Origin of the sequence: Phaeobacter sp. CAU 1743 (assembly GCF_039839315.1) — a bacterium.
GTDB lineage: Bacteria > Pseudomonadota > Alphaproteobacteria > Rhodobacterales > Rhodobacteraceae > Phycobacter > Phycobacter gallaeciensis_A.
The window spans coordinates 51,521-75,943 of record NZ_JBDOQR010000017.1; the positions used below are offsets into that span (position 1 = coordinate 51,521).

The 24,423-nt window shown below is 58.6% G+C and carries 30 protein-coding genes; 19 read left to right on the plus strand and 11 right to left on the minus strand.

The window, feature by feature from the left end:
* The first annotated feature begins 210 nt into the window (after positions 1–210).
* The 6 genes from AAFO90_RS08980 (at position 211) to AAFO90_RS09005 (ending at position 3,605) form a co-directional block, all read left to right on the plus strand.
* Positions 211–519, plus strand: a complete 309-nt coding sequence (locus AAFO90_RS08980; RefSeq protein WP_347509183.1) for a rod-binding protein — start codon at positions 211–213, stop codon at positions 517–519.
* A complete protein-coding gene (locus tag AAFO90_RS08985) occupies positions 512–871 on the plus strand; it encodes a flagellar biosynthesis protein FlgN (RefSeq protein WP_347509184.1) in 360 nt (119 codons plus the stop codon). The genes AAFO90_RS08980 and AAFO90_RS08985 overlap by 8 nt, the downstream gene beginning before the upstream one ends.
* Before the next feature lie 214 nt (positions 872–1,085).
* Positions 1,086–1,931, plus strand: a complete 846-nt coding sequence (locus tag AAFO90_RS08990) for a flagellin (RefSeq protein ID WP_347509185.1) — start codon at positions 1,086–1,088, stop codon at positions 1,929–1,931.
* An 82-nt stretch (positions 1,932–2,013) separates the two neighbouring features.
* Positions 2,014–2,385, plus strand: coding sequence for a flagellar biosynthesis regulator FlaF (gene flaF / locus AAFO90_RS08995; protein ID WP_347509186.1), 372 nt, complete (start codon positions 2,014–2,016; stop codon positions 2,383–2,385).
* A 3-nt stretch (positions 2,386–2,388) separates the two neighbouring features.
* Complete coding sequence (gene flbT / locus AAFO90_RS09000) at positions 2,389–2,793, plus strand: flagellar biosynthesis repressor FlbT (protein ID WP_347509187.1); 405 nt, start codon at positions 2,389–2,391, stop codon at positions 2,791–2,793.
* A complete protein-coding gene (locus AAFO90_RS09005; protein ID WP_347509188.1) occupies positions 2,790–3,605 on the plus strand; it encodes a DUF1217 domain-containing protein in 816 nt (271 codons plus the stop codon). Before flbT ends, AAFO90_RS09005 begins: the two co-directional genes overlap by 4 nt.
* Positions 3,606–3,733: 128 nt before the next feature.
* Here the strand turns inward: AAFO90_RS09005 and AAFO90_RS09010 are convergent, their stop codons facing one another.
* Positions 3,734–5,062: a FliI/YscN family ATPase gene (locus AAFO90_RS09010; protein ID WP_347509189.1), complete on the minus strand. Its 1,329-nt coding sequence runs from the start codon at positions 5,060–5,062 to the stop codon at positions 3,734–3,736.
* 87 nt (positions 5,063–5,149) lie between these two features.
* Here AAFO90_RS09010 and AAFO90_RS09015 point away from each other — a divergent pair, with 87 nt between their 5' ends.
* The 9 genes from AAFO90_RS09015 to AAFO90_RS09055 are packed head-to-tail and all read left to right on the plus strand — an operon-like array spanning position 5,150 to position 9,733.
* Positions 5,150–5,539, plus strand: a complete 390-nt coding sequence (locus AAFO90_RS09015; protein WP_347509190.1) for a FlgB family protein — start codon at positions 5,150–5,152, stop codon at positions 5,537–5,539.
* Positions 5,540–5,554: 15 nt separating this feature from the next.
* Positions 5,555–5,947, plus strand: a complete 393-nt coding sequence (gene flgC, locus AAFO90_RS09020; RefSeq protein ID WP_347509191.1) for a flagellar basal body rod protein FlgC — start codon at positions 5,555–5,557, stop codon at positions 5,945–5,947.
* A gap of 27 nt (positions 5,948–5,974) precedes the next feature.
* Positions 5,975–6,271, plus strand: a complete 297-nt coding sequence (gene fliE / locus AAFO90_RS09025) for a flagellar hook-basal body complex protein FliE (RefSeq protein WP_347509192.1) — start codon at positions 5,975–5,977, stop codon at positions 6,269–6,271.
* A gap of 3 nt (positions 6,272–6,274) precedes the next feature.
* On the plus strand, positions 6,275–6,547 hold the full coding sequence (locus AAFO90_RS09030) for a flagellar biosynthetic protein FliQ (RefSeq protein ID WP_347509193.1): 273 nt from the start codon (positions 6,275–6,277) through the stop codon (positions 6,545–6,547).
* Complete coding sequence (locus tag AAFO90_RS09035) at positions 6,547–7,260, plus strand: flagellar hook-basal body complex protein (RefSeq protein WP_347509194.1); 714 nt, start codon at positions 6,547–6,549, stop codon at positions 7,258–7,260. Before AAFO90_RS09030 ends, AAFO90_RS09035 begins: the two co-directional genes overlap by 1 nt.
* A gap of 10 nt (positions 7,261–7,270) precedes the next feature.
* The gene (gene flgG / locus AAFO90_RS09040; RefSeq protein WP_347509195.1) at positions 7,271–8,056 is read left to right on the plus strand and encodes a flagellar basal-body rod protein FlgG; all 786 of its coding nucleotides are present in this window, start codon (positions 7,271–7,273) and stop codon (positions 8,054–8,056) included.
* A complete protein-coding gene (gene flgA / locus AAFO90_RS09045; protein ID WP_065272135.1) occupies positions 8,056–8,475 on the plus strand; it encodes a flagellar basal body P-ring formation chaperone FlgA in 420 nt (139 codons plus the stop codon). Before flgG ends, flgA begins: the two co-directional genes overlap by 1 nt.
* Positions 8,472–9,212 (plus strand): flagellar basal body L-ring protein FlgH, encoded by a 741-nt coding sequence (flgH, locus tag AAFO90_RS09050; protein WP_065272134.1) that lies wholly within the window; start codon positions 8,472–8,474, stop codon positions 9,210–9,212. Before flgA ends, flgH begins: the two co-directional genes overlap by 4 nt.
* Before the next feature lie 8 nt (positions 9,213–9,220).
* Positions 9,221–9,733, plus strand: a complete 513-nt coding sequence (locus AAFO90_RS09055; RefSeq protein ID WP_347509196.1) for a flagellar basal body-associated protein FliL — start codon at positions 9,221–9,223, stop codon at positions 9,731–9,733.
* Positions 9,734–9,917: 184 nt separating this feature from the next.
* On the opposite strand, the gene AAFO90_RS09060 is transcribed toward AAFO90_RS09055, so the two are convergent.
* The 9 genes from AAFO90_RS09060 to AAFO90_RS09100 form a co-directional block, all read right to left on the minus strand.
* Positions 9,918–10,313 (minus strand): hypothetical protein, encoded by a 396-nt coding sequence (locus AAFO90_RS09060; protein WP_347509197.1) that lies wholly within the window; start codon positions 10,311–10,313, stop codon positions 9,918–9,920.
* A complete protein-coding gene (locus tag AAFO90_RS09065) occupies positions 10,313–11,401 on the minus strand; it encodes a flagellar type III secretion system protein FlhB (RefSeq protein ID WP_347509198.1) in 1,089 nt (362 codons plus the stop codon). The genes AAFO90_RS09060 and AAFO90_RS09065 overlap by 1 nt, the downstream gene beginning before the upstream one ends.
* Positions 11,398–12,177, minus strand: a complete 780-nt coding sequence (locus AAFO90_RS09070; RefSeq protein WP_347509200.1) for a flagellar biosynthetic protein FliR — start codon at positions 12,175–12,177, stop codon at positions 11,398–11,400. Before AAFO90_RS09070 ends, AAFO90_RS09065 begins: the two co-directional genes overlap by 4 nt.
* Positions 12,174–14,267, minus strand: coding sequence for a flagellar biosynthesis protein FlhA (gene flhA / locus AAFO90_RS09075; protein ID WP_347509201.1), 2,094 nt, complete (start codon positions 14,265–14,267; stop codon positions 12,174–12,176). Before flhA ends, AAFO90_RS09070 begins: the two co-directional genes overlap by 4 nt.
* A 433-nt stretch (positions 14,268–14,700) precedes the next feature.
* On the minus strand, positions 14,701–17,238 hold the full coding sequence (locus tag AAFO90_RS09080; protein ID WP_347509202.1) for a hypothetical protein: 2,538 nt from the start codon (positions 17,236–17,238) through the stop codon (positions 14,701–14,703).
* A complete protein-coding gene (motA, locus tag AAFO90_RS09085; protein WP_065272128.1) occupies positions 17,235–18,104 on the minus strand; it encodes a flagellar motor stator protein MotA in 870 nt (289 codons plus the stop codon). The genes AAFO90_RS09080 and motA overlap by 4 nt, the downstream gene beginning before the upstream one ends.
* A gap of 91 nt (positions 18,105–18,195) precedes the next feature.
* Positions 18,196–18,816: a hypothetical protein gene (locus tag AAFO90_RS09090; RefSeq protein ID WP_347509203.1), complete on the minus strand. Its 621-nt coding sequence runs from the start codon at positions 18,814–18,816 to the stop codon at positions 18,196–18,198.
* On the minus strand, positions 18,816–19,259 hold the full coding sequence (locus AAFO90_RS09095) for a hypothetical protein (RefSeq protein ID WP_347509204.1): 444 nt from the start codon (positions 19,257–19,259) through the stop codon (positions 18,816–18,818). Before AAFO90_RS09095 ends, AAFO90_RS09090 begins: the two co-directional genes overlap by 1 nt.
* Before the next feature lie 9 nt (positions 19,260–19,268).
* Positions 19,269–19,787 carry a flagellar basal body-associated FliL family protein gene (locus tag AAFO90_RS09100; protein WP_347509205.1) on the minus strand — a complete coding sequence of 173 codons (519 nt, stop codon included), beginning with the start codon at positions 19,785–19,787 and terminating at the stop codon, positions 19,269–19,271.
* 118 nt (positions 19,788–19,905) lie between these two features.
* Between AAFO90_RS09100 and fliF the strand changes: the two genes are divergently transcribed.
* The 4 genes from fliF to fliP are packed head-to-tail and all read left to right on the plus strand — an operon-like array spanning position 19,906 to position 23,207.
* On the plus strand, positions 19,906–21,576 hold the full coding sequence (fliF, locus tag AAFO90_RS09105; RefSeq protein ID WP_347509206.1) for a flagellar basal-body MS-ring/collar protein FliF: 1,671 nt from the start codon (positions 19,906–19,908) through the stop codon (positions 21,574–21,576).
* Positions 21,576–22,175, plus strand: coding sequence for an ABC transporter ATP-binding protein (locus AAFO90_RS09110; protein WP_347509207.1), 600 nt, complete (start codon positions 21,576–21,578; stop codon positions 22,173–22,175). Before fliF ends, AAFO90_RS09110 begins: the two co-directional genes overlap by 1 nt.
* The gene (locus AAFO90_RS09115) at positions 22,168–22,464 is read left to right on the plus strand and encodes a FliM/FliN family flagellar motor C-terminal domain-containing protein (RefSeq protein WP_065272123.1); all 297 of its coding nucleotides are present in this window, start codon (positions 22,168–22,170) and stop codon (positions 22,462–22,464) included. Before AAFO90_RS09110 ends, AAFO90_RS09115 begins: the two co-directional genes overlap by 8 nt.
* Complete coding sequence (gene fliP / locus AAFO90_RS09120; RefSeq protein WP_347509208.1) at positions 22,461–23,207, plus strand: flagellar type III secretion system pore protein FliP; 747 nt, start codon at positions 22,461–22,463, stop codon at positions 23,205–23,207. The genes AAFO90_RS09115 and fliP overlap by 4 nt, the downstream gene beginning before the upstream one ends.
* 225 nt (positions 23,208–23,432) lie before the next feature.
* Here the strand turns inward: fliP and AAFO90_RS09125 are convergent.
* Positions 23,433–24,423: FAD-dependent oxidoreductase (locus tag AAFO90_RS09125; protein WP_347509209.1), on the minus strand; the 991-nt coding region annotated here is incomplete at its 5' end.

The window sequence follows — 24,423 nt, forward strand, 5'->3', positions numbered from 1 at the left end:
CTTTTTCGGAGCATCCTGCGCTGGGGAGGTCTTGCTGCCTGTGGCTCCGCCAAGGGCCTGACCTATGAGTGATGTGGTATGCATGGGTTTCCAGACGTTCTATCTCGATACCCCCTTCTACCTCAAAGCGGTTACGGCAATTTTAACCGGTTATGTCGCAGTCTCAGAAAAATCGAAGCAATTCGTAGTTTCTGTCAGACCGAGGCCAAAATGCCGAATGCAACCATACCCCCCCTGTCACAGGCCCTGCCGCAGGCCAAGCCCCAGCCCGTGCAACAGCCCCCGCAAGATGACCCTCTGCGCAAGGCCGCGCTCGAGCTAGAAGCTTCATTTCTGGCGGAAATGTTGAAATCGGCAGGTCTTGGAGAATCACGCGAAGGACTTGGCGGCGGCGGTGCTGGAGAAGAACAGTTTTCCAGCTTTCTGGTCCGCGCCCAAGCCGAACAGATCGCAAAGTCCGGTGGCATCGGGCTGGCCGAATCACTTTATCACGCACTGAAGGAGTCCCAAAATGACTGACCGCAACCCCCAGACATTCATCGATGAACTGGACCGCATCCTAGACGAGGAGCGCGCCGCCCTCCTAGAGGGGGATCTGAAGAAGATGGAAGCCATCCTTGCCCGCAAAGAGCAGGCGATCGAAGCGCTCAACAGTTTTTCCGATCTCGAACGCCAGACCCTTGCGTACGTCCAGAACAAGGTCACGCGCAACCAGGACCTTCTGGAAAGCGCCATGGAAGGCATCCGCTCGGTCGCGGCGCGAATGGCTGAATTGCGCCGCGTTCGCAAGGGTCTGGAGGTGTATGACAGCGCAGGTCGCAGAACCAGCTTTGGGACACGGGCTGACCAGAAGCTGGAAAGACGCGCGTAAGCCGATGCAATTTAGGGAAAATTCTACGGAATCGAAATCTCCGTATTAGCACTCCCTTAGCAAATATCGCGGCAATGTCCTCTTGCACCTCGGGAAACGGGGTGGCGCGAAAGCCGGACGGTTGAACGCACAGTCAGAAAGACGTCAGAGACGCCCTTCGGGGCTGGGAAAATCGAGACAAAATAGGTCTCACAACGTTAAAGGACTAAAAGCTATGACCAGCATTCTGACAAACAACGGCGCAATGGTTGCTCTGCAGACTCTTCAGAGCATCAACATGAACCTGACTGATGCGCAGAACCAGATCTCGACCGGTAAAACTGTCGGTTCCGCCAAAGACAACTCGGCGGTCTGGGCAATCTCCAAAGTCATGGAAGCGGACGTGTCCAGCCTCAACGCTGTCTCCGACTCCCTTGCACTTGGCGAAGGCACTGTTGACGTGGCTCTGGCTGGCGCAGAGGAAATCGCGGACATTCTGAACGACATCCGTGAAAAGGTTGTTACGGCGACCGGTGAAAACGTGGACCACTCCAAGATCGCCGATGAGATCACTCAGCTGACAAGCCAGGTGACACAGATCATCAACGCGTCGCAGTTCAACGGCACCAACCTGCTGAAGGATGCCACTGTTGACGGCACCAACAGCGAACTGACGGTTCTGTCCTCGGTAGACCGTAATGCAGGTGGCTCTGGCGTCACCGCTTCGAACATCACCGTTGCGGCCCAGGACTTCGCCAGCAACCTCGACCTGTCGGCCGACATTGATGTCTCCGACGCGTCTGCCGCCCAAACCTCTCTGGCCGCCATCGAAGCTCACATCCAGACCGTGGTGGACTCCGCCGCAGAACTGGGTGCCGCCGCTTCGCGTATCGAAGACCAGCAGCAGTTTGTAACCAAGCTGTCCAACTCCATGAAGGCTGGCATCGGCGCCCTTGTCGACACCGATATGGAAGAGGCATCCGCACGCCTGAAAGCTTTGCAAACCCAGCAGCAGTTGGGTGTTCAGGCTCTGTCGATTGCCAACTCGGCGCCGCAGGCCCTGCAGCAGCTGTTCCGTTAAACGGCCTGATCCGGGGCGCGCCTGGCGCGCCCCGGTCCCTTATTCTCAGAGAACCTGAAGAAACAGTACGTTAGGAAAACTCGTGAATGCTCTTCTGAATGCGAAGCGCGCCTACGGGTCGGCAAAAGCCCCGACTCGCACACCGAAGGATTTGGAATTCGAGGCAATCGCCCGGATTACGCACCGTATGATCAGCGCGTCCAAAGAAGGAAAAAAAGGTTTTCCAGCGCTTGCCGAAGCTGTCCATGACAACCGGAAGCTTTGGCAGATTTTCCAAACAGATGCCGCCAGTTCGCACAATGCGCTTTCCGAAGATCTGAAAGAACAGATCGTCTATCTTGCGGCATTCACAAATCAATACACGAGCCAGATACTTTCTCGCAAAGCGGGAGTCGGCCCCCTGGTAGAAATCAATACGGCCATCATGCGTGGCCTTCGTAGTGGAGCATCCTAAATCATGAGTGGACTTGTTCTGAAACTTGCCCCGAAAGAGCGCGTTCTTGTGAACGGCGCTGTCATTGAAAACGGGGATCGTCGCAGCCGCCTTTCGATTGTAACGCCGGACGCAAACATCCTGCGCCTGCGCGACGCGATCCGGCCCGATGAGGCAAACACCCCCGTCCGCCGCGTCTGCTACGCAGCACAATTGATCCTGACCGGTGACATGGATCCCGAAGAAGACCGCCTGCCGATGCTGCGCCGCATCGAAGAACTAAGCCAGGTCTTCACGGACCCTGATAGCAGGGCTGTGCTGGCCGAAGCGACGGATTCGCTGCTGAGTGACAATCACTATCGCTGCCTGAAAGCACTGCGGACCCTGCTGCCACGCGAAGAACGGCTCATGGCCATTCGCCCGTCATGATACTCTATCAGCCAATCATCCCCTCCGATGGCATTGTGGGTTGGAAGTTCCTGCAATCGACCTACGACAAGCAATTCGAAGTCTTTTCGAATGATGCCCTGCTGAAGCGGGAGAGCGACTATTTTCTCGAGAATATCGGAAAAGTCGAAACAGCAGGCGATCTGGTCAAGGACAGTCGCTTGCTGGGAATCGCTTTGGGGGCCTTCGGCCTGGACGATCAACTTCCAAATAAGGCCCTCGCGCAGAAGGTCCTGGAGGAGGGATCTTCAGCGAGTGATGCATTGGCGAACAAATTGGGTGACGACCGTTGGGTCAGCTTTACCGAAGCATTCGGTTTCGGCCCCGGCGACACCCCCAAAACCGGCTCTGCAGAGGATATGCAGAACATCGTGTTTTCTAACCAGACTCAATCGTTTGAAGCGGCGGTCGGAGAACAGGACAACGCCATGCGTATTGCGCTCTTCGCGCAACGCGAGCTGGTAAATATCGCAACCGACCTGAAAGAGGATGGCGAGCCGACCTCAATCGACACGAAGTGGTTCAATGTGATCGGTCAACCTGCCCTTCAGGAAATGTTCCAAACAACGCTCAATTTGCCGCAAAGCTTCGGGCAGCTGGATATCGACCAGCAAGTTGGCATTCTAAAGGACCGCGCACAGACATTTCTCGGTACCGATGATCTCAGCGTCTATTCCGATCCGAAAAAGTTCGAAGAGCTGACAATCCGTTACCTTGCCCAGGCACAACTTGCTGATTTCCAGGCCTCCCAATCCAGCGCCTCGACAGCATTGATGCTCCTCATGCAGCAATAAATCGCGTACCCCGCGATCGCCCTATGCAAAAGGCGCCTGTCGATATTGATCGACAGGCGCCTTTCCTATTTTCCGCCCCAGTTGCCGCAGGCGTCTTGAGACACGGTAATCGGATATCGTCTCCCCCATCAGCGGCCTGCGGTGGCACGGCGCAGCAACAGTTTCAGACGATCAAAACTGCTTTTGACGTCATTGGGCTCGTCGCGGCCAAAGAAACCGTCCAACTCGGGCCAGAGTTTCACCGCCGTATCAAGAACCGGATCGGTCCCTTCTGAATAAAGACCAGCGCGGATCATCACCTCGGACTGTTCATAAGAGCCGAGATATTTCCGCACGTCGAGAATCAGGTCGTTCTCTTCCTTGGTCGCCGCGGCTGGCAAACTTCGTGACACAGACCGCGACACATCGATCGCCGGGAAGCGGCCGCGTTCGGCGATTTCCCGGTTGAGAACGATATGCCCGTCCAGCACCCCGCGCAGAATGTCAGCGATCGGCTCATCCATATCGGAGCCGGCAACCAGAACACTGAAGACCGCGGTAATATCACCCTGATCCCCGGTGCCCGGCCCTGCACGTTCGCACATGCCCGTGATCAGCGGCGTGACCGAGGGTGGGAAGCCACGCAGGGCAGGCGCTTCGCCCGAAGCCGCCGAGATTTCGCGGTGGGCTTCGGCAAAACGCGTGACCGAGTCGGCCAGCAGCAGGACGTTCTTGCCCTGGTCACGGAAATGTTCCGCAATCGTCATCGCCGCCCAGGCACAGCGCCGCCGTACCAGCGGTGATTGATCCGATGTCGCGGCAACGACAACCGCGCGGCGCATGCCTTCCGGCCCCAGAACCTGCTCAACAAAGTGATTTACTTCGCGTCCACGCTCCCCGATCAGCGCCATGACGACCACATCGGCCTCCATATGCTGTGCCAATTTTGCCAGAAGCGTCGACTTACCAACACCCGACCCCGCAAAAAGACCGATCCGCTGACCGCGCACGATCGGGAGAATCGTATTGAACACCGACAATCCCGTATCCAGACGCTCTCCCATATGGCGGCGCCCGGCGGCTTTTGGTGGCGGCGTCATCAGGTCACGTGCTTGTGACCCGCGCAGCAATGGCCGCCCATCAAGCGGCTCTCCGAACGGATCTATAACCCGGCCGATCCAGTTGTCACTTGGTGCAAATTGCGGCGCAGGATAGAGCAGCACCGCATCCCCGATCGCCACACGATCCGGGGTTTTGTCCGACAACATACTGATTTTGCTTGATTCAATCTTTAGAACTTCGCCATGAAGTTCGTCATTTGGACCGCGCCGCAACACCAGCCGATCCCCGATGCGGGCGATGTTCTGCAGGCCTGAAATTTCGATCTCACCGCCGACAATACCAATCACACGTCCGACCGGCGTCGACAGCCGTTTGCTGGCGATTTCTTCGGTCATGGCTTTCAGCTCAGCAATCATTGTCCTGGCCTCCAATTGTTTCCTGCAACAATTTCTAAAGGAATCGGGGTTAAGCCTTGATTGAAATTGATCGAGGGAGAAGCCCCGGTGTTTACGGAACTGAACGTTTTCAAAATCGCATATGCCATGGCGACCCATGCGGGTAAGCGCCAGGCCTTGGTGTCGCAGAACGTCGCGAATGCGGACACCCCTGGCTACCACGCCAAGGACATCAAACCCTTTAAGGAAGTCTATGCTGCAAACTCCCGGCCCGGCGACATGATCGCCAGCCGCGGATCACATCTGAATGGCACCTCTGGTGTCGGAATGGATTGGGCGGTGACGGAATCGGTAGATGGCAGCGATCCCAACGACAACTCTGTCTCGATCGAGACAGAGATCCTGAAAGGGGTCGACACGAAGCGCCAGCATGATCGGGCACTGGCGATCTACAAGTCGTCGATGAACGTCCTGCGCACCAGCATCCGCACCAGCTAGACCGAGGGCTGATCCATGAGCGAATTTGCCAAATCCCTAAGCGTAACTGCCAGCGGCCTTCAGGCCCAGGCCAAGCGTCTGCGCCACGTATCAGAGAACATCTCCAACGCCGACACCCCAGGTTACCGCCGCAAGACGGTACCGTTCCAGGCCGTACGCGACATCAACACCGACGTCGAAAGCGTCAAGGTGGGCCGCGTGTCGCTGGACCGCAGCGATCTGGAGGAGGTCTATGATCCCTCGCACCCGCTGGCTGATGCCAGCGGCCACTACAAGGGCTCCAACGTGGACCTGATGATCGAGATCGCAGACGCCCGAGAGGCCCAGCGCAGCTACGAAGCAAACCTCAAGATGTTCGACCAGACCCGGCAAATGTCGGCGTCTCTGATGGACCTGTTGAGAAAGTAAATTCCCCCTTGAACCAGGAGATCCAGAATGGATATTCGTACCCTTTCCGCCGCAACCGGCTATGCTGCCGCCCGCCCTGCAACGCAGGCAGATCCGGAATTCACCGGCGCCACTCCGGGTGAACGGGCCAAGGCGAGCTTTGAAAACTTTACCAACACGCTGCAGCAAGGTGAGCAGGTGTCGGTGCAGGCTATGACCGGCAGCGGTGACCCCCATGCGCTGGTGCAGGCGTTGGCACAGACGGAACTGGCAGTGGAAACCGCAGTGACCGTCCGCAACAAGGTGGTCGAGGCCTACCAGGAAATCCTGCGGATGCCGGTCTAAGCCATGATGACTGAGGGCGTATTCTACGACACTTTGCGGCAAGCCTTATGGGCTGCCGTCATGATGTCGACGCCGATTCTGATCGTGGCACTGGTTGTCGGTCTGGCGATCGGCCTGTTCCAGGCTCTGACATCGGTTCAGGAAATGACGCTGACCTTCGTCCCTAAACTGGCCGCGATCGTCGTCGTTTTCTGGATGACTATGGGCTTCATGACTCAAACACTCGTGGCGTTTTTCAACGGCCATGTGATTCCCCTGATTTCTGGAGGTTCATGATGGAAACCGCAGGTTATGCAACACTGTCCCGTCAAACCGGTCTGATGCGTGAAATGCGGGTGGTGGCGAACAATATCGCCAACTCCGCAACCACGGGCTATCGCTCCGAAGGGCTGATTTTTTCGGAATACGTGCAATCGGCGCCGGGGCAGCAATCCATGTCGATGGCACGCGCGAATATTCACAACACCTCGATGGAGCAAGGCCAGCTGACCAAGACCAACGGCACCTTCGATTTTGCGATCGAAGGCGATGCGTTCTTCATGGTCGAGACCCCGCAAGGCCAGCGATTGACCCGCTCTGGCGCGTTTTCGTCCACTGCCCAGGGCGATCTGGTAACCATGGATGGCCACCGGGTGATGGACGCAGGCGGGGCGCCATTGTTTGTGCCGACGGATGCCGACTCCTTCCAGGTCGGCTCTGACGGCACGCTCAGTGCCAATGGTCAGCCGCTGGGGCAGATCGGCCTGTTCAAACCGGTCGAGATGCACACCATGTCCCGCGAGGATGGGGTGATGTTCCGCGTCGATGGCGACATCGAACCCGCGCTTGAAGGCCGGGTCCTGCAAGGGTTTCTCGAAGGATCGAACGTGAATGCCATTCAACAGGTGTCGCGCATGATCGAAATCCAACGGGCCTATGAAATGGGCCAAAGCTTTCTGACAACCGAAGACGAGCGCATCCGCGCCGCCATCAAGAACCTGATCAAGTAGGAGAAACACCATGCGTGCCCTTAAAATCGCGGCCACCGGTATGAGCGCGCAGCAGCTGCGTGTCGAAACCATTTCGAACAACCTCGCGAACATGAACACCACCGCCTACAACGCGCGGCGGGCGGAGTTCGCCGACCTGCACTATCAGCAGGTGTCGCGGGCGGGCACCGTGAATGCCTCGGACGGGACCATTCTGCCTACCGGTGTTCAGGTCGGCCTTGGTGTGCGCCCCGCGGCCATCTCGGTTCACCTATCGCAGGGGCCGCTGCAAGAAACTAACAATGACCTGGATGTGGCGATCGACGGCAAAGGTTACCTGGAAGTCACCCTGCCCTCTGGTCAGACCGCATACACCCGCGATGGTTCTCTGAAACAATCTGGCGAAGGGCTGATCGTCACCTCTGACGGCTACACGGTTTCTCCCGAAATCACCATTCCGGATGATGCGCGCAGCATTTCGATCAACGCCGAGGGTGAAGTTTACGCCTATTTCGACGAAACTGCTGAAGGTCAGATCCTGGGCCAGCTGACCCTCGCGGGTTTCTCCAACCCCAAGGGGCTGGAGGCGATCGGCAGCAACCTGTTCACCGAGACCGAAGCTTCCGGCGCACCTCTGGTCGCCACCGCGGGTGAAGACGGTCTTGGCACCCTGCGCCAAGGCTATCTGGAGGCCAGCTCGGTCGATGCGGTGCGCGAAGTCACCGAACTGATCGAAGCACAGCGCGGCTATGAAATGAACGCCAAGGTCATCTCGGCAGTCGACCAGATGATGGGCGCAACCACACAGGTCCGCTGATGAAACTCAAGCTCGCCCTCCTTGTGACGCTGATCGCGCAGACCGCCTGGGCCGATATCCTGGTCCCGGTTCGCACGGTACGCCCCAAGGAAATTCTGACGGCATCGGATCTGGCGCTCAAACCCGGTGAGGTTCTGGGTGCCCTGTCCGACCCCGAAGAGGTGATCGGTCAGGAAGCCCGCGTTGCGCTTTATCCGGGGCGCCCCTTGCGGCCCGGCGATGTTGGCCCCCCGGCCATCGTCGAGCGCAACGACATGGTGATTCTGACCTTCGTTCAGGGTGGGCTTTCCATTTCCGCCGAAGGGCGCGCGCTTGGACGCGGCGCCGAGGGCGAACTGATCCGCGTGATGAATCTGGCATCACGCACCACTGTAACCGGACGCATAGCAGCCGACGGATCCGTCGAGGTACGAAAATGAAACACACAGCATTCACTTCCAAAGCCGCCCTGGCAGGGCTGATCATTCTCGGCGCTTGTGGGCGGGCTGATCACCTTGGCAAGCCACCGTCGTTTTCGCCGGCCAATGAATCCTCCGAACATGTCGCGATGCTCTGGCAGGGCCTGCCGCAGGACAGCCAACCGCGGCGCGCTGTCGATAGCGCCTCTTTGTGGAGCGGTTCGCAACAGTCCCTGCTGGGCGACCGCCGCGCCATCAAGAAGGGCGACATCATGACCGTGGTCATCGAGATTGATGAAACGGCAGAGATCAAGAATGACACCGCGCGCTCCCGCTCCGGCTCGGAAAGCATGGCACTGCCGCAGCTTCTGGGTCTGCCTCAGCGCCTGGATCGTCACCTTCCGGATGGAGCCAGCGCCTCGAACGCGGTGGAACTTGGCAGCTCCAGCTCGGCCGCAGGCAAGGGATCGGTGAAACGCAGCGAAAAACTCGAGTTGCGGGTGGCAGCCACCGTGGTTGACGTACTGCCAAACGGAGTTTTGGCGATCAGCGGCTCGCAGGAGTTGCGAGTGAACTTCGAAATGCGCGAACTTCTAGTGTCCGGCTATGTACGGCCGCAGGATATCAGCCGCCAGAACGAGATCACCTACGACAAGATCGCGTCGGCCCGCGTGTCCTACGGCGGTCGCGGCCAGATCACCGACATGCAGCAACCGCGTTACGGCCAACAGGTCCTGGACGCCATCCTGCCATTCTGAGGTAAACCATGCTTGCAAAGATACTGCCTCTCATCCTGCTGATTGTGGGCACCGGCGCTGGAATTGGCGCCGGGATCATGATGGCGCCCGAACCGGCCGCCGACCATGGAATGGCCGCGGCCGAGGAAGAGCACATGGCCGCGCCCACAGAAAAAATGGACGCCGGGCACGGCGCTGCCCCTGCCATGGAAGGCGGGGAGCACGAATACATCAAGATTCCCAACCAGTTCATCGTTCCAGTTGTTGAACGGGACGAGTTGACCTCGATGGTGGTGATCGCCCTCAGCCTGGAAACCAGCCCCGGTATGGCGGATAAAATCCGCATCTATGAGCCGAAACTGCGCGATGTATTCCTGCAGGTGCTGTTTGACCATGCAAACATGGGCGGTTTCAAAGGTGCGTTTACCCGTTCTGACGTGATGAACCCTTTGCGCACTGCACTACGCGAAGCTGCGCGGCGACAGCTGGGGAACGACGTCTTTGATGTTCTGATCATGGACATTTCCCGACAGGACGTCTGATACAGCTTGCCCGTATTCAACGAAAAGGCCGGACCTCGATTGGTCCGGCCTTTTGCGTTTCGCCTGTAACTGTTTCGCTTCAATTGTCCGTTTCGCCTATCACCAAAGCCCTGATGTCCTAACCTGATGATTTCTCAGCGCCGCTTCTGTTTCGGAGTTGGTCGGGCGCCCAAAGAAGCGGGACTTAATTCAACAGCTTTTCCTGCAACGCCTTGATACGCGCTGCCTTGTGCTGGTCGCGCTCGGCCTTGGCCATGTCCGCGATGGCCGTCTTGCGACCAAAAGTTTTGCGCAACTTGTCCATCGCCATCAGTTTCTTTGCGGTGACCTGGGCTAGTTCGGTGTTCAAGTTCCGTTTTGTCCGGGTGTGCCAGCCTTCCCACAAGAGATCGGCCCCCAATGCCTTCATCGCATGATCGCCCTCTGCTTCGCTGCGCGTGGCCTGCACATGGGCGTTCAACTTGGCCAGTTGGCCGCGCAAACGGGCTTCCTCATCCAGAATCGGCTTCACCCGCGCATGTTCGCGTAGATACTGCGCCGAAGTCACCGCCGCCATTTGATCCAGCATTTTCTGCTTCATCAGACCCCTCCTTTCGCCCGCTCACGCATGGCCTCGGCAAACCGAATGGCCGCCGCGACGGGGGCATAGTGTTCTTCCATGATTTCCTCCCCGATTTCGATCGTGGCGTGCAATGCCCGGGCGGTAGGTGGATCACTGTGAATCGGTACCGCGTTTTCGTTGGCGACCCGGCGGATTGCGGCGGCAACCTCATCCACCCCTTTGGCAACACATTTAGGAGCAGCGCCTTTTTCGCGGCTCCACTGCAGCGCAACCGCATAGTGAGTCGGGTTGACAATCACCACATCGGCATTGGGAACATCAGCCATCATCTGGCCCATGGCAATCTGCTGGGCTTTTTGCCGACGTTGCCCCTTCACATGCGGATCGCCTTCGGAATCCTTCACCTCATCCTGGACTTCCTTACGCGACATCATGTTCTTCCGCCTGTGTTCGGCATGCTGAAACGCAGCGTCCACCACGCCAATGGGCAGTGAGATCAACAAGGCCAGAATGAGAAACTCCATCCCCAGCTGTGCCAGCATCATAACAACGGAAAAGGCACCGGTGCCGGAAGAAGCGATCATCTCGGGCAAGCGGTAGGAAAGATAGACCCCAAGACAGATCGAATAGAGAACGAGCTTCAGGAAGCTTTTGAAAAACTCAAACAGGCCCGAGCGACCAAATTTATTCTTCGCATTCGAAATGATGGAGATCTTTGAAATCTTCGGCTCCAGCTTACTGGGCGCAAAGACCAGTGCGCGCTGCGCCAGGATCGACAGCAACACCGCAGCAAAGGGCAGAATGAACATCGGCAGCAGGGGGGCTGCCAATGCGATCAGGATCCCGCCGACGGGGGCCGTTGCAGCGCCGGTGAACAATTGCTTGGCCAGTCGGTCCGGCTGGTCGAGAAGGGACATCAACACGGTTCCGAAGCCCTCAACCATACCGCTGCCCGAAACATACATGGCCACGACCAACCCCAGATAGGCGGCTGCGACCGAGAGATCGGTGGATTTGGCGACTTCGCCTTTTTCCCGGGCCTTTCGGAGTTTTTCTTCCGTTGGCTCGAATGACTTATCTGAATCGTCGTCCTGCCCGCCGCTCATGGTATGTTGCCTCCGGGATCGGCAAGGAACGTCATCAGTGACCGAATCCAGACGTCCAGGATGACCGGGCTTCCAACCATCAGAATGAACAAGCCGCCGAAGGTGATCACCGGCGCACCGACAAAGGCCACCATCAGCTGCGGCATCGCCCGGTTAATAACGCCAAGAGCCAGATTATACACCACCGCCGCGATCAAAAAAGGAGCCGCCAATGTGAATGCCATGTAATAGCTTTTTGCAATCCGCTGGACCCCCCACTCGGACAGGCCACCCGCAGCAGGAAAAACGCCGACGGGAAAGGCCTCATAGGAATGGATCATGAATTCTGCCACACGCACGTGCAGCCCCATCATGACCGCCAAAGCAAGTGCCGAAATCAACAGCACAGCGCCCAGGGCCGGCATTGGCTCTGCACCGATACCACCCAGAACCTGCGCCAACGAGGTGCTTTGGGCCGCAATGGTCCCTGCAGTCTGAATCGCATGAACGAAAAACCGGATTCCGACACCAAGCGCCAGCCCGATCACCGCTTCGCTGGCGGCAATCCCGGCATATTGCAATACACCCGTAGGAGCTGGGATCTGTGGCAACGCAGGAGCCACAATCGCGGTGAACGCTAGGGACACAGCCAGTTTGACCCGAACGGGAACATATTGCTCACCAAAGGCGGGCAAGACCGATGCCATCGCCGAAATCCGCAGAAATACGATGGCCGCGTGCCAAAAACCCGCCCCCAGGAGCGCAACCAGCCCTGGGGGAAGATCCAGTAGGTTCATGCCTGCACCATACCCACGAGCGCCGGCCGGGCCTCCAGCCCGATTTCCTCGAAGGACAGCACCGGGTTGGTGATGCCGCGCGATTTCAGGATCGTGCGCAGGTAGCGGCGGCGCCGGGTCGACGTGACGACGGCGGCAAAAATCCCTTGCTCCGTTATCGTGTTGAGCCGTTCGCTCAGCCCTTCGGCAAGGCGGTTGAACATGTCCGGCGGCAGCGCAATATCGAGCCCTCCGCCTTGGGTGTCCACCTGATAGGTCGAGAAGGTGTCTTCCCACTCCGGCGCCAGCTGGATCAGCGGAATGGTACCATCTTCGCGCTTCATCTCTGCAACCAGTTGGAACCCCATGCGCTGACGCACGTGCTCGCAGATCAGTTCGGGCTGGGTGGTGTGCACCCGTGCCTCTGCAATGGCTTCAAGGATCAGCGGCAGGTTCCGGATCGACACGCGTTCATCCAGCAGCAGGCGCAGCACCGAATGTAGCGTATCCATCGGCACCTTGTCCGGCACCAGATCATCCAGGAGCTTGCGGTTTGCCTCGGCCCGGAAAGCATCCGACAGCTCGGTCATTTCGTTCAGCAGGCGGCGCAGCGATTTCAGGGTCAGCAGCCGCGAGAAGTTCTGTTTGATCACCTCGAGCAGGTGGGTTGCCAGGATTTCAGGCGGCGTTACCACAGTCGCACCGGCGACAGCAGCAGCGTCCTGATTATTGGCGGAGATCCAGCGCGCAGGCGCGCCATAGACAGGCTCTGTCACATCCGTGCCGGGCGGCAGTGCCGAGTGGTTGTCCGGCATCAGCGCCAGCACCATATCCGGGTGCAGCGTGCCGCGCGCCTGTTCCACGCCCTGGACCTTTACGACATAGGTGCCCATTTCCAGATCCGCCTGATCCGTCAGCCGGATTTCCGGCAGGATCAGACCGAAACTGGTGGCGATATGGGTCCGCATATTGGCAATTCTTGCATCAAGCCCGGTGCCAGCGTCCAGAACCATGCTCACCAGATCCAAAGCGAACTCCAGGTGCAGGTCGTCAAGATCCAACACATCACCCAGCGCCTTGGAGGGCGCCGGGTTGGCGGCTTCCTCAAGTTGTTCTTCGACCTCCGCCTCTTCGGCATTCTGCTTGTTCATCTGAATGCGATAGGCTGCAAAACCCAGGGCCGCGCCGCCAACGATAAAGGGCAGGAACGGCAGACCAGGCACCAGCGCGAAGAGAACCATCAGGACCGCGACGGTGGTCAACGCCGCCGGGTGTTTGCCGAACTGCTCGAACAGGGCGATATCGGTGGCGCCGGTGGCACCGCCGCGCGCCAGCAGCAGGGCTGCGGCAATGGAAATGATTACCGACGGGATCTGCGACACCAGACCGTCGCCGACGGTCAGGATGGCATAGGTTTCAAAGGCACTGCCGACTGGCATGCCATGCACCAGCACGCCCATCACCAGCCCCATCACCAGGTTCAGCAGGGTGATCAGCAGACCGGCAACCGCATCACCCTTGACGAACTTCGATGCACCATCAAGCGAGCCAAAGAATGTGGTTTCACGCTGGTCATTTTCACGGCGAGCCCGGGCGGTGGCGTGGTCAATGGCACCAGCGGACATATCGCTGTCGATGGCCAGCTGTTTACCCGGCATCCCGTCCAAGGCGAAACGGGCGCCAACCTCGGCCATCCGGGCCGCGCCCTTGGTGATGACCATGAAGTTCACGATCAGCAGAACGCCAAAGACCACCAGGCCCAGGAACACGCTGCCGCCCATCACGAACTGGGCAAAACCCTGGATCACGTCACCAGCCGCATCCGTCCCTGTATGACCCTGACCGATGATCAGTTTTGTCGAGGAGACGTTCAGCGACAGCCGCAACATCAGGGAGGCCAGCAGGATCGTCGGGAAGGACGAGAAATCCAGTGGTTTTTCAATGAAGAGCGTGATGGTGAAGATCAGAATCGCTAGGCCGAAGGAGGCGGCGAGGCCAACGTCCAGCACCCAGGATGGCATCGGCAGAATCATCATCACGATGATCGCCATCAATGCCAACGCCAGAAGCACCGTCGGACTGAACAGCTGTTGTGGAGTAATCTTGGGCACCTGTAATGTCCCCTATGTCAAAGATGTCAGGACAGGCTGAGCACGCTCCGCAACCTGCTGAGAGTACGTAAACGATTGCACAGGAGAGGGTCGCCACCGGCCACCAGACAACTGCCGCAAGCGCAGGGCGTTAGGGTTGCTCCGAGGGCTACCTCTCCCCGCCCGACCAAGCGTTGATAAAAAGGAAAGTTGCGGCGCCCTAGGTGAGGCTGAATCACCCCAAGACGGCGAGACCTGATCACGACCCAGCGGATGCCCAAGGCCCCGCCGCCCGACCAGGCATAGTATCTGTTGTTTTTCCGGCATTCTGCCCGTTCCAATTGCGGATTCTTCCGCGGTTCAAGCTAGGCAAAGACGGTTTACAAACCGTTATCATTTAACGCAAAGACCGCCCTCACCAGAGAGCGGTCCACGGGCCGAAATGGGCCTGCATTTATTCAGTTTCACCCCGAGCCGCTTTCAGCTGTTTCAGCAGATCCTCGATCCCGCCGCGAGTGCCTTGGCTACTTTCGACAAGGGCGCGGGCATGGGCTAGTGGGGTCAGACCTTCAGGATCCTTCGCCTCTTCGCCGATTTCAGTGGTCATGTCCGCAACCTGCCGAAACGGGGTCCCTTCATCCGCCTGCAGCGACTGGATCGCGTCCAGGTCTTCGGAATGCCAGAAGCCGCGTGCGGCCGCGTTCTTGTCCTCGGCCACCTGCATGTATTCGCCCGAGCGGCCGTATTCACCATTGCGCCACAGCGCCTCGGCGCGCAGGCGGTTGGCCTCGGTGCTGTCCAGCCCCATCAACTCAACCAAAGCACGCTGCGGCTTGTCCAGGGCCAGGGCGGCCTCGGCCAGCATCTCACGGCGTTTCTCATTTTCGGGCTCCAGCGCCAGCTTCTTAAGCAACGACATGGCCTGCTCTGCGAACCCGAGATCCAGCAAGCGACGCGCGATGGTGTCGGCAACCGGTGCTGCTTCGCTAGCGGTGGATTGCATCGCAAAGACCAGCGCATACTGGAGGAAGGTTACGTCGTCCGCGCGCTCAGTGAGAAGAGTCATCAAAGGTTCCAGAGCCGCCGTGCGGGCGGCCGGACCATCGCGGTTGCTGAGTTCCTTCAGCTCTTGGAATGCATCGTGAAAACGTCCGGTGAGCGCCAGGGCGGTGATCTCGGCCTTGCGCAGATCCGCCCCCAGTTCGCCGTCGCGATTCTCGTGCTCATAAGAGCCAACAACATCCGGCACGTCCGGCGACAGAGCCTTGCCTTCCTTATAGCTGAGCGCAATCAGCTCGATCAGGGCAACCGGGGTGTTCTCCGTGCGTTCGGCTACGGCTTCGGTCAGTTTTTCCGCTGCCTTTTCAGTGTCTCCTGCCAGATCGGCAATCGCAGCCTCGGCCATATTCATTTCCGGCACGTGATCAACACCGGTCCGGTTCACCGACCTCAGGATGGCCTCGGCCACGTGGTATTGCTCTGCCTCGGAGAAAAGAGAACTGATCTTGGGGCCAAGATGCACCCGCAGATGCACAGGCAAGCGTCCAAACGCCTGCTGAATGGCGTCGGTATTGGCACCTTTCCGGATATCGCCATCAGCCAAAACCGACCACAGGGCAGTGTCACCATCGCAGATCTGCTGGCCCGAAAACGGATGGTTGATCGGCAATGTTTCGCCTTCGACGAGATCTGCCAAAGCATTAAGAACATTTCTTTTTTCTGGCGCTAGCTGATCCCCAGGCATGACTTCGAGCATCGCCTTGGCTTCGACGCCAAAGCCGAAAAAGATGTAGAGCTTCGCCAGAGCCAGCACGCTTGCCGGGTTGACGTCGTCGAACTCGCGCACCAGTGCGCCCCGCAGCGGCCCCAGCTGATCGGCAAAGGAGCTATCATTGCCCCAGTTGTATACGGCAATACCCTGATCAGGCAGGCACAATTCGGATTCATCCTCTTCATCACGGGCCCGGGCGATAAGCCCCGCCTCCCGATCAACCGCGGATGTAATGGAAATATTATCCAGCGGATCCAGTGGACGCCCATCCCGGTCCAGCGGATTGATCTGCCGCTGTCCGGCATCGATCTGCCCACCTGCGATGGCGATGTCCAAAAGGCCTTGGTTCGCGGCGCGGCCAATCTGGCGCAGCAGGCGCTGTTCAGAGGCGTTCACCGTCGCGACGCGGGCAGATTCTTCCATATCAAGCAGCAGATTCACTTCCGGCAGCTTCGCCTCACCCTGCGCTTCGCCTATATTGGCCTCGACAGAGTTGGGCGCGGGCAAGCCTCTTGCCTCAGCAAGCCGCTCCAGCGGCAAGAGCGCAGGTAGGCGCGGCTGCTCCGGTTGAGGAGAGGTCTCGGGTTGCGTTTGAGCTTGTTCAGCGGGCGCCTGTACACGGGTTGTATTGGCTGCAGGTGCGGGCGGTGCGTTGCGTTCTACGGCTGCAGCGAGATCCAGCGCCAGGCGGGCATCCGCGATGGCGCTTTGTCCCAGATTGAACCGGTAACCGGATGTCGGTTGCTCGGTTTTCGGCTGCTCGGCGGTTTGCAAAGGAAGGGAGGGCACGAAGGGCTGACCACTGCCTACGGCGGCACCACTGCCTGCGGTGGAATAGACTGGTTCATCGTTGCCATCACGGATATCGATCACGAGATAGCCATCGCGTTGCACGTAAGACCGGATTTCGCAGTTGCAGCCCAGATCCATCCGCAACGGCTGCCCGGGCGCAGCCTGTCCGATGGCCTGCAACCGGTCCCGTGGGATCAGGTTGAAGACGCGGGACGTGTCATACACAATGTCCCGGGCGCCGATGTTCAATGTCGCACTCCGGCCACTTTGTGTCAGCGACCAGTCCGCCCCATTGGGCAGACGCATAACCAGCCGGGAAAATCCGTCGTGTTCACCTGAGCGGGCCACGATCGTCTGGGCCCGGGCTTCGCCCGAGACCAGAAGACTGGCCAAAACTGTGGCAGTTATCGCGAGTGCGCGCCAAATCATGCTGCGTCCTGTTTCACCGATCTGAGAGCTTCTTCCAGTTCCGAAAAACCGGGGCGGATGTGAGACGGGGTATTCTGACGCCCGACTTCGATGCAAATTGCTGCCGCGTGGTTATGCAGGTTGGCCACCAGTACTTCGCGGATCAGCTGATAGAAATGCGCGTCTTCCTCGGTCACCGATTTGACCTTGCTGGCGAAGGGGCCAACCAGGCCATAGGCCAGGAACACGCCAAGGAAGGTACCGACCAGGGCGCCGCCGATCATCTTGCCCAGAACCTCTGGCGGCTGGTCGATCGAGGCCATGGTCTTAATCACACCCAGAACCGCCGCAACAATACCCAAGGCCGGCAGGCCATCTGCCATAGTCTGAAGCGCGTGGCTGCCGTGCATTGCGTGATGCAGGTTGGCTTCCATCCGCTTTTCCAGAACCTCCTCGACCTGATGCGGGTCGTCGTAGTTCATCGAGGCCGAGCGCATGGTGTCGCAAATCAGATTCACCACTTCTTTGTCGGCCACGATTTTCGGATATTTATTGAACACCGACGAATTCTCGGGGTCTTCGATATGCTGCTCCACCTCGACCGGGTTCGCGCGGGCGATCCGGATCAGGGAAAAGAGCAGGCACAGAAGATCTCGGTAATCATCCGGCTTCCACTTGGGGCCCTTGAAGACTTTTCCAACGTCTTTGAGCGTGTGTTTGATACCGCTCATGTCATTGCTGATAAGAAAGGCGCCGACCGCTGCCCCGCCAATCATCATCAGCTCAAAAGGAAGCGACTTCAGGATGATGCCCATCTTGCCGCCAGCCATCAGATATCCGCCAAAAACCATGGCAAAGATGACGACAATACCTATAATCCCGATCACAGGTTCACTCCGAATTGTGTTGCTTTATAGAAGCTTAGGTGAGTCTGATTAAAAAAGACTAATCAACTGGGCCAAGTTCGACCGGCCCAAGTTATTCCGTTGGTACGGCGCCATTTCTTCCGGCCAGCACAACGCTGATCGTATAGGCCGCTTCGGGGCTCAGACCGGCCATGATGCCAGCCGCTGCCTCGGGACGCATGCGCGCCAGAAATCCAGCCGCAAATGTCGGGTCCATTTCTTCAAACAGTGCAGCCGATTCTTTTGGCTTCATCTGCTCGTAAACGGTGGTCAGCCGGGCCACATCCGCTTCGGTCGCACCATCGGCCAGAGCCAGAGTGGATTTCAGCTTCTCCTCGGCATCCTGAAGCGCTGCGAGTTTGGTGTCGATCGCCTGGTCCGCGATCTCCAGCGCCTTCATACGGTCCTCGATTTCAGCCTCGCGGGCTGCAAGAGCCGCTTCGCGTTCCTTGAACGCAGCCAGCATCGCCTGCAGTTCTGCCGAGGACGGCATCGATTCGCTGCGCATCTCGCCCTTATCCGCGTGTTCTTCGCCACCTTCCTTTTGAAGGCTGGCAACTTCACGGGCGATCGCCGGGCCGGCATCCAGACCAAGACGCACCAATGCTGATCCCATCAGCAGCAGCGCAATCATCATCAGGGTGCCGCTTTTTGCGCGAGCGCCCTTCTTTGATTTCTTTTTCTTCTCGCTCATCACGCCACCCGATTCTGACCGCGGCTGTGGCGAACGAACATCAGGCCAGAACCGCCGGACGCATCGTCAGCAGGCTTTGCGGGCGCGTCCTGCGAATCGTAGGCTTCCGCCAGGGCATCACGTTCCTCAGCAGCAAGCGACGCTTCCGGCACGGCGGCTTCCGGCATGTCATGCATCGAAGCCATCATCAATTCCAGCCGCTGGGCGACCGTTTCTGCGCGTCCGGTGAGCTGTTCCAGCGCCTTGCTGGAGCCATCCGACACCTTCTGGGCCGAAACGAGAGATTTGTTCAGGTCATCCACCTGCGCCGAAAGAACCGCGACGGCACCGCCGACGCCTTTTTCCAGATCGTTGAACCGTTTCAACCGGCGCGACAGCACCAGACAATAGAAACCAGCTCCAAGAGCTCCGGCTGCAAGCAGGATATCAGCAATAAGGTCCATCCTGTCCTCCTAGTTTAGTACGAAATCCATGATCAGCAGATCCCTCACGCGACCCTGTCCGGTCGCGATATTGATCCGCCGCAGCATCTGTGCGCGCAGTTTTGGCAGGGCCATCGGATCGGAAAGATCCTTAACCTCCAAAGCGCGTAGATAGCTGTTCAGTACATCGACAACTCGTGGGAGGACTTTTTCGACCTCGGCCTGATGGACAAGATCGACCTCTAGTTGTGCACGGAACCGCAAATGCCGAATGCCACTGGGACTTTGCAGCGATATCACAATCGGTTCCATTTCGATGAAGGCAAGATTGGCAATATCCTCTGCCGTCTCACCACTATCCACGCCTTCTGGCGCCTCTTTGGTCATATGCGCCGATTCGGGCGCTGCTTTGTGACCAAAAGGAAGAAGGCCTGACTGAACGGCGAAAAATCCGCCGCCCGCACCAGCTACCGCAAGCACAACCCCAATAATCAGGGGCATTTTGCTTTTTTTGGCTGGTTCTTCTGTATCTACTACAGCGTCTGTCATGGCTATCCCTAAAACGTCGTGCTCCTCTTCATAACCCGTGAGGAACTAACCGAATGTTAAGGCCGTTAGTTCAAAAAGGTTGCACGCCGGACAGAACGCCGGTGCGACGGAGGTTAATGTGCAGCAGATCAAGAATGTCTGGGCAGGTTTGGATACACGGAAGCGCCTGATCGCAATTGGCGCGACTTTGGCCGTGATTCTCAGCATCCTGGCGATGTCCAATTTGGCAACCAAGCCAACAATGCAATTGTTATATGCCGGGCTGGAAAGCGGCACGGCCGGAGATGTGGTGAGCTCGCTTGAGCAGCGCAACATCCAATATGAAGTCCGCGGCGGCTCTATTTATGTGCCCTCGGACAAACGCGACGAGCTTCGGATGACCCTGGCAAGCGAGGGGCTTCCGGCAAATGGCGGGCGCGGTTACGAACTGCTCGATTCGCTCAGCGGGTTCGGAACGACTTCGCAGATGTTCGACGCCGCCTACTGGCGTGCAAAAGAAGGCGAGTTGGCCCGGACCATCGTCGGCAGCCCGCATATCACCCAAGCGCGAGTCCATATTGCCAATACTGGAACGAATCCTTTCCAGCGGACCGCAGATGCCACCGCATCGGTATCCGTGGTGCCGATGGGGTCGCCCATTACACCGGCGCAGGCCAACGCGATTCGCTTTCTGGTTGCCTCGGCCGTCACCGGCCTTGCGGTGGAAAACGTCGCCGTTATCGATGCCAATGGTGCCCTGATCGGATCCACCGAGGCTGCAGCAGCAGCGGGTGCAGGCTCCGATGACAGGTCGCAATCCATCCGCGATCGGGTCATGCGTCTTGTTGAGGCCCGAGTCGGCCATGGCAACGCAGTGGTTGAAGTCAGTGTCGAGACCGTAACCGACACCGAATCCATCCGCGAAAAGCGGGTCGACCCGGAAAGCCGTGTTGCGATCAGCACCGATGTGGAAGAACGCGCCGATTCGTCTCAGAACCAGGCCGGAGAGGTGACCGTCGCCTCGAATATTCCCGATGGGGATGCTGCATCGGGCCAGGGTTCCAAGGCGAACACCAGCGCAACGCGGGAACGGGTAAACTACGAGATCTCCGAAACCGAAAAAGAGATCGTGCGCGGCCCCGGTGCCATCAAGCGTCTCACCGTCGCGGTGCTGGTCAACGGTGGCATGGCGACCAACGAAGCCGGGGAAACCGTCTTCGAACCGCGCCCCGAAGAAGAACTGCAAGCCCTGCGCGAGCTGATTTCGGCCGCTGTCGGATTTAACGCGGACCGCGGTGATGTGATTACCCTGAAGTCGATGGATCTTCCCTCTGTCGAGCCGCAGGGCACGGTGGCCACCAGCTCCTTCATGGACAATCTGTATTTCGACGCCATGTCGCTGATCCAGATGGGCGCCCTGGCACTGGTCACCCTGATCCTTGGCCTGTTCGTCGTCCGTCCGATTCTGTCCAACAAAGGATCCTCTGTCGCCGCGCTGAGCGCACCTGACGGCGGTGCATTGCCTGATCTGCCCGCCTTAGGCGGAGGTGGCGACTTCATGTCGAACCCGGACATGGGTGCGAATCTCGCCCTGGACGGAGAAATTCAGGACAACATGGGCGGCGATTTCGCTCCGCTGGGAGATATGCCCGGCATGGGTAGCGGCCTGGACGACCTGGGCGGACTGCCCGCACTGGGTGGTGGTGGCGAAAACCCCGTCGACAGGCTGCGCTCCATGATCGGTGAACGTCAGGAAGAAACCGTCCAGATTCTGCGCGGCTGGCTGGAAGAGAACGAGGAGCGAGTTTGATGAGTATCACGCATCTTCTGGAAGACTTCGGCGGCGGTTCAGCCGTCGAAGTCCCTGATCCCGGCCTTTCCGAGGAGGTCGTCGAAGAACAAAGGCTTGTGTCCTTTGAAAAGGGATACAGCGCCGGCTGGGAAGACGCCGTCAGCGCAAAGGATCAGGAAGCGACGCGTATTTCGGCTACTCTAGCCAGTTCGCTTGAAGACCTGAATTTTACCTACCACGAGGCGCAGACACAGCTCATCGAATCGCTGGACCCGATGTTCAAGGTACTGACCAGTTCGGTCCTGCCGGATGCTATGTCAGCCACCTTTGGCCACCACATCGTTGATCAACTGACCGATATGGCCCGGTTCCAGACCGATCAGGCGATGCAGATCGTGGTGTCGCCGAGCGAAAGCCACGCGGTCCGTGCCCTTGTTGCGGAAAACATCTCGGTTCCGGTGAAAGTTCAGGAAGACGATACCCTGGCCGAAGGTCAGGCTTATCTGCGTGTCGGCGCCTCCGAACGCGAACTAAACAGCTCCGCGCTGCTCGAATCTATTCATGGTTCGATCGACGCCTTTACCTATCATGTCAGAGAGGACAGCCAGTATGGATAATGCAGCCGAACTCAATATGAAAGCCACCGATGCAAGCAACCCCTTCGTATCGGTTCCAGTGGAAGTGGTTGTTTCGGTCGGCAAGGCCCGGCCACTGATCCGCGATCTGGTCAACCTAGGCGAAAACGCGATCCTGACTCTGGACAAACGGGTCGAGGATCCGGTCGACCTCTATGTCGGGGACCGTCTGGTCGCCCGCGGTCAGCTGGAAGAAATGGAAGGCGATCAGGCTGGCCAGCTGGCTGTGCGCCTGACCGAAATTGCCGATCTGCAAAACGGGCTGGGATGACACACAAACCTATCGCCTATGCGGCGCTGGCGCTTTTTCTGGCGCTGGCCCTGCCGCAGGCCGCCGTTGCTCAAGAATTGAGCCTGTCATTGGCGGATGGACAGTCGATTTCGGCGCGGTCCATCCAGCTGATTCTGCTGATCACGGTCCTGAGCCTCGCTCCGGGTCTGCTGATCATGATCACCTGCTTTCCTTTCCTGGTTACGGTTCTTTCGATCCTGCGCCAAGGGATCGGTTTGCAGCAAGCCCCGCCGAACATGCTGATTATCAGTCTGGCGTTGTTCCTCACCTATTTCGTGATGGAACCTGTATTCAACGAAGCCTGGGTAAACGGGATCAACCCGCTGATCGAAGAACAGGTCGACGTCGAAACCGGCATTACCCGGGGTCTGGAGCCCTTCAGAGCCTTCATGGCAAACCGGCTGGATCCAGACACGTTTTATGCCATTGCCGACCTGCGCCCTGCCACAGAAGGCATCGACCCGACACCCGATGCGCCGCTGTCGGTGCTGGTCTCCAGCTTCCTTTTGTCGGAAATCGCGCGGGCCTTTCAGATCGGATTTCTGGTTTTTCTCCCCTTTCTGGTCATCGACCTCGTCGTCGCTGCGATCCTGATGTCAATGGGTATGATGATGGTGCCACCCGCAGTGGTCTCCCTGCCGTTCAAACTGGCGTTCTTCGTCGTCGCCGATGGCTGGAGCCTGATCGCAACCGCCCTGGTACGCAGTTACTATCCATCCTAGCCGGACCGGCAGACATTCAAGACAGATCTCAGCCCTCCGAACAGCAGTTCGGGGGGCTTTTATGTTATGTTCCGTGAGGCGCTCAGTGTGTTTCTGTCACAAGCAACGAGACGGGGCGTGCGAAACATGTAGGTCCACTGTGCGGAGGAAACGGGCGTTCGAATTTGCCGACCGAAAGTCTGCTATTGCAGCCATTCTACGGTGACAGGGCACAAAAACCACAACCTACTTAGGAAGTTCGCGCCAGACCTTCGGATCAATGCTGGCGGCGGCGAAGATTCCACCCCATAGGGCTCCGGGAATGCCCGGGGTCAAGACGTCCTGACCTGAAAGGATAAGGCCTGGCACGGGAGTCTTTGCTTGGAGTGCGTCGCTCAGCACACGTTTGGGCGTGACGTCTATGCCGTAGAAACCGCCGTGATGATGTCCCGTGATCGCCTCGGTGGAGAGGGGCGTCGATAGGTTGCGAAATACCACGAGCTTGGCGAGGTCAGGGAAATATGTCTCGAACTGCGCGAACAGGATATCCTCGACCTTTTCCTTGAACTCCCGGTAGTCCTCGCCCCGTGCGCTAGGCTCCAGCCGGGCCCACCTCTCCACCACCGACCAGTCGGTCCACGCCACGATCTCTCCGGCGTATTTGCGGGACGGGCCTGGATCGTGCGCACTGTCCTTTAGCGAAGCAAACGAAACGAACATGCCCTGGGGTGGATTGTCGGGAGCGTCGGTCCAGACGACGTCCACCTTTCCACCTGGGTATATCCAGTGGTTCGAACGGGTCGCTCCAGCACCCTCGATATCGCCCTCAAAGCCCATGAAGAGGCTGAAATGAGCCACCGAGTGGGGCAATGCGTTGATTTCTTCGATCCAGTCCTGATGTCCGCTCCCCTCGGGCAAAAGCGAGTTTACGGTCTCGCGCGCCCCGATATTGGAGATCACGAACTTTGCGCGGATTTCCTCTCCCTCTGCCGTGCGGACGCCAACGGCCCGCCCATTATCGATGACCAGCGTTTCGACTCTGGTGTCTGCCCGCGCCTCTCCCCCGGCCTTTGTGATCGTCGGCAGGATGTGCTCTGCAAAGGACGCGCCGCGGGAATGTCCCGAACGATGTTGAAAAGCGTTTCGGGCGACGCTGCGGATTTCATGGTTATGCGGCTTGATCCAACGGGTCAACCAGCGCATCATTTTGTGGGTCGCGGTGTTTTTCCAATGCGGC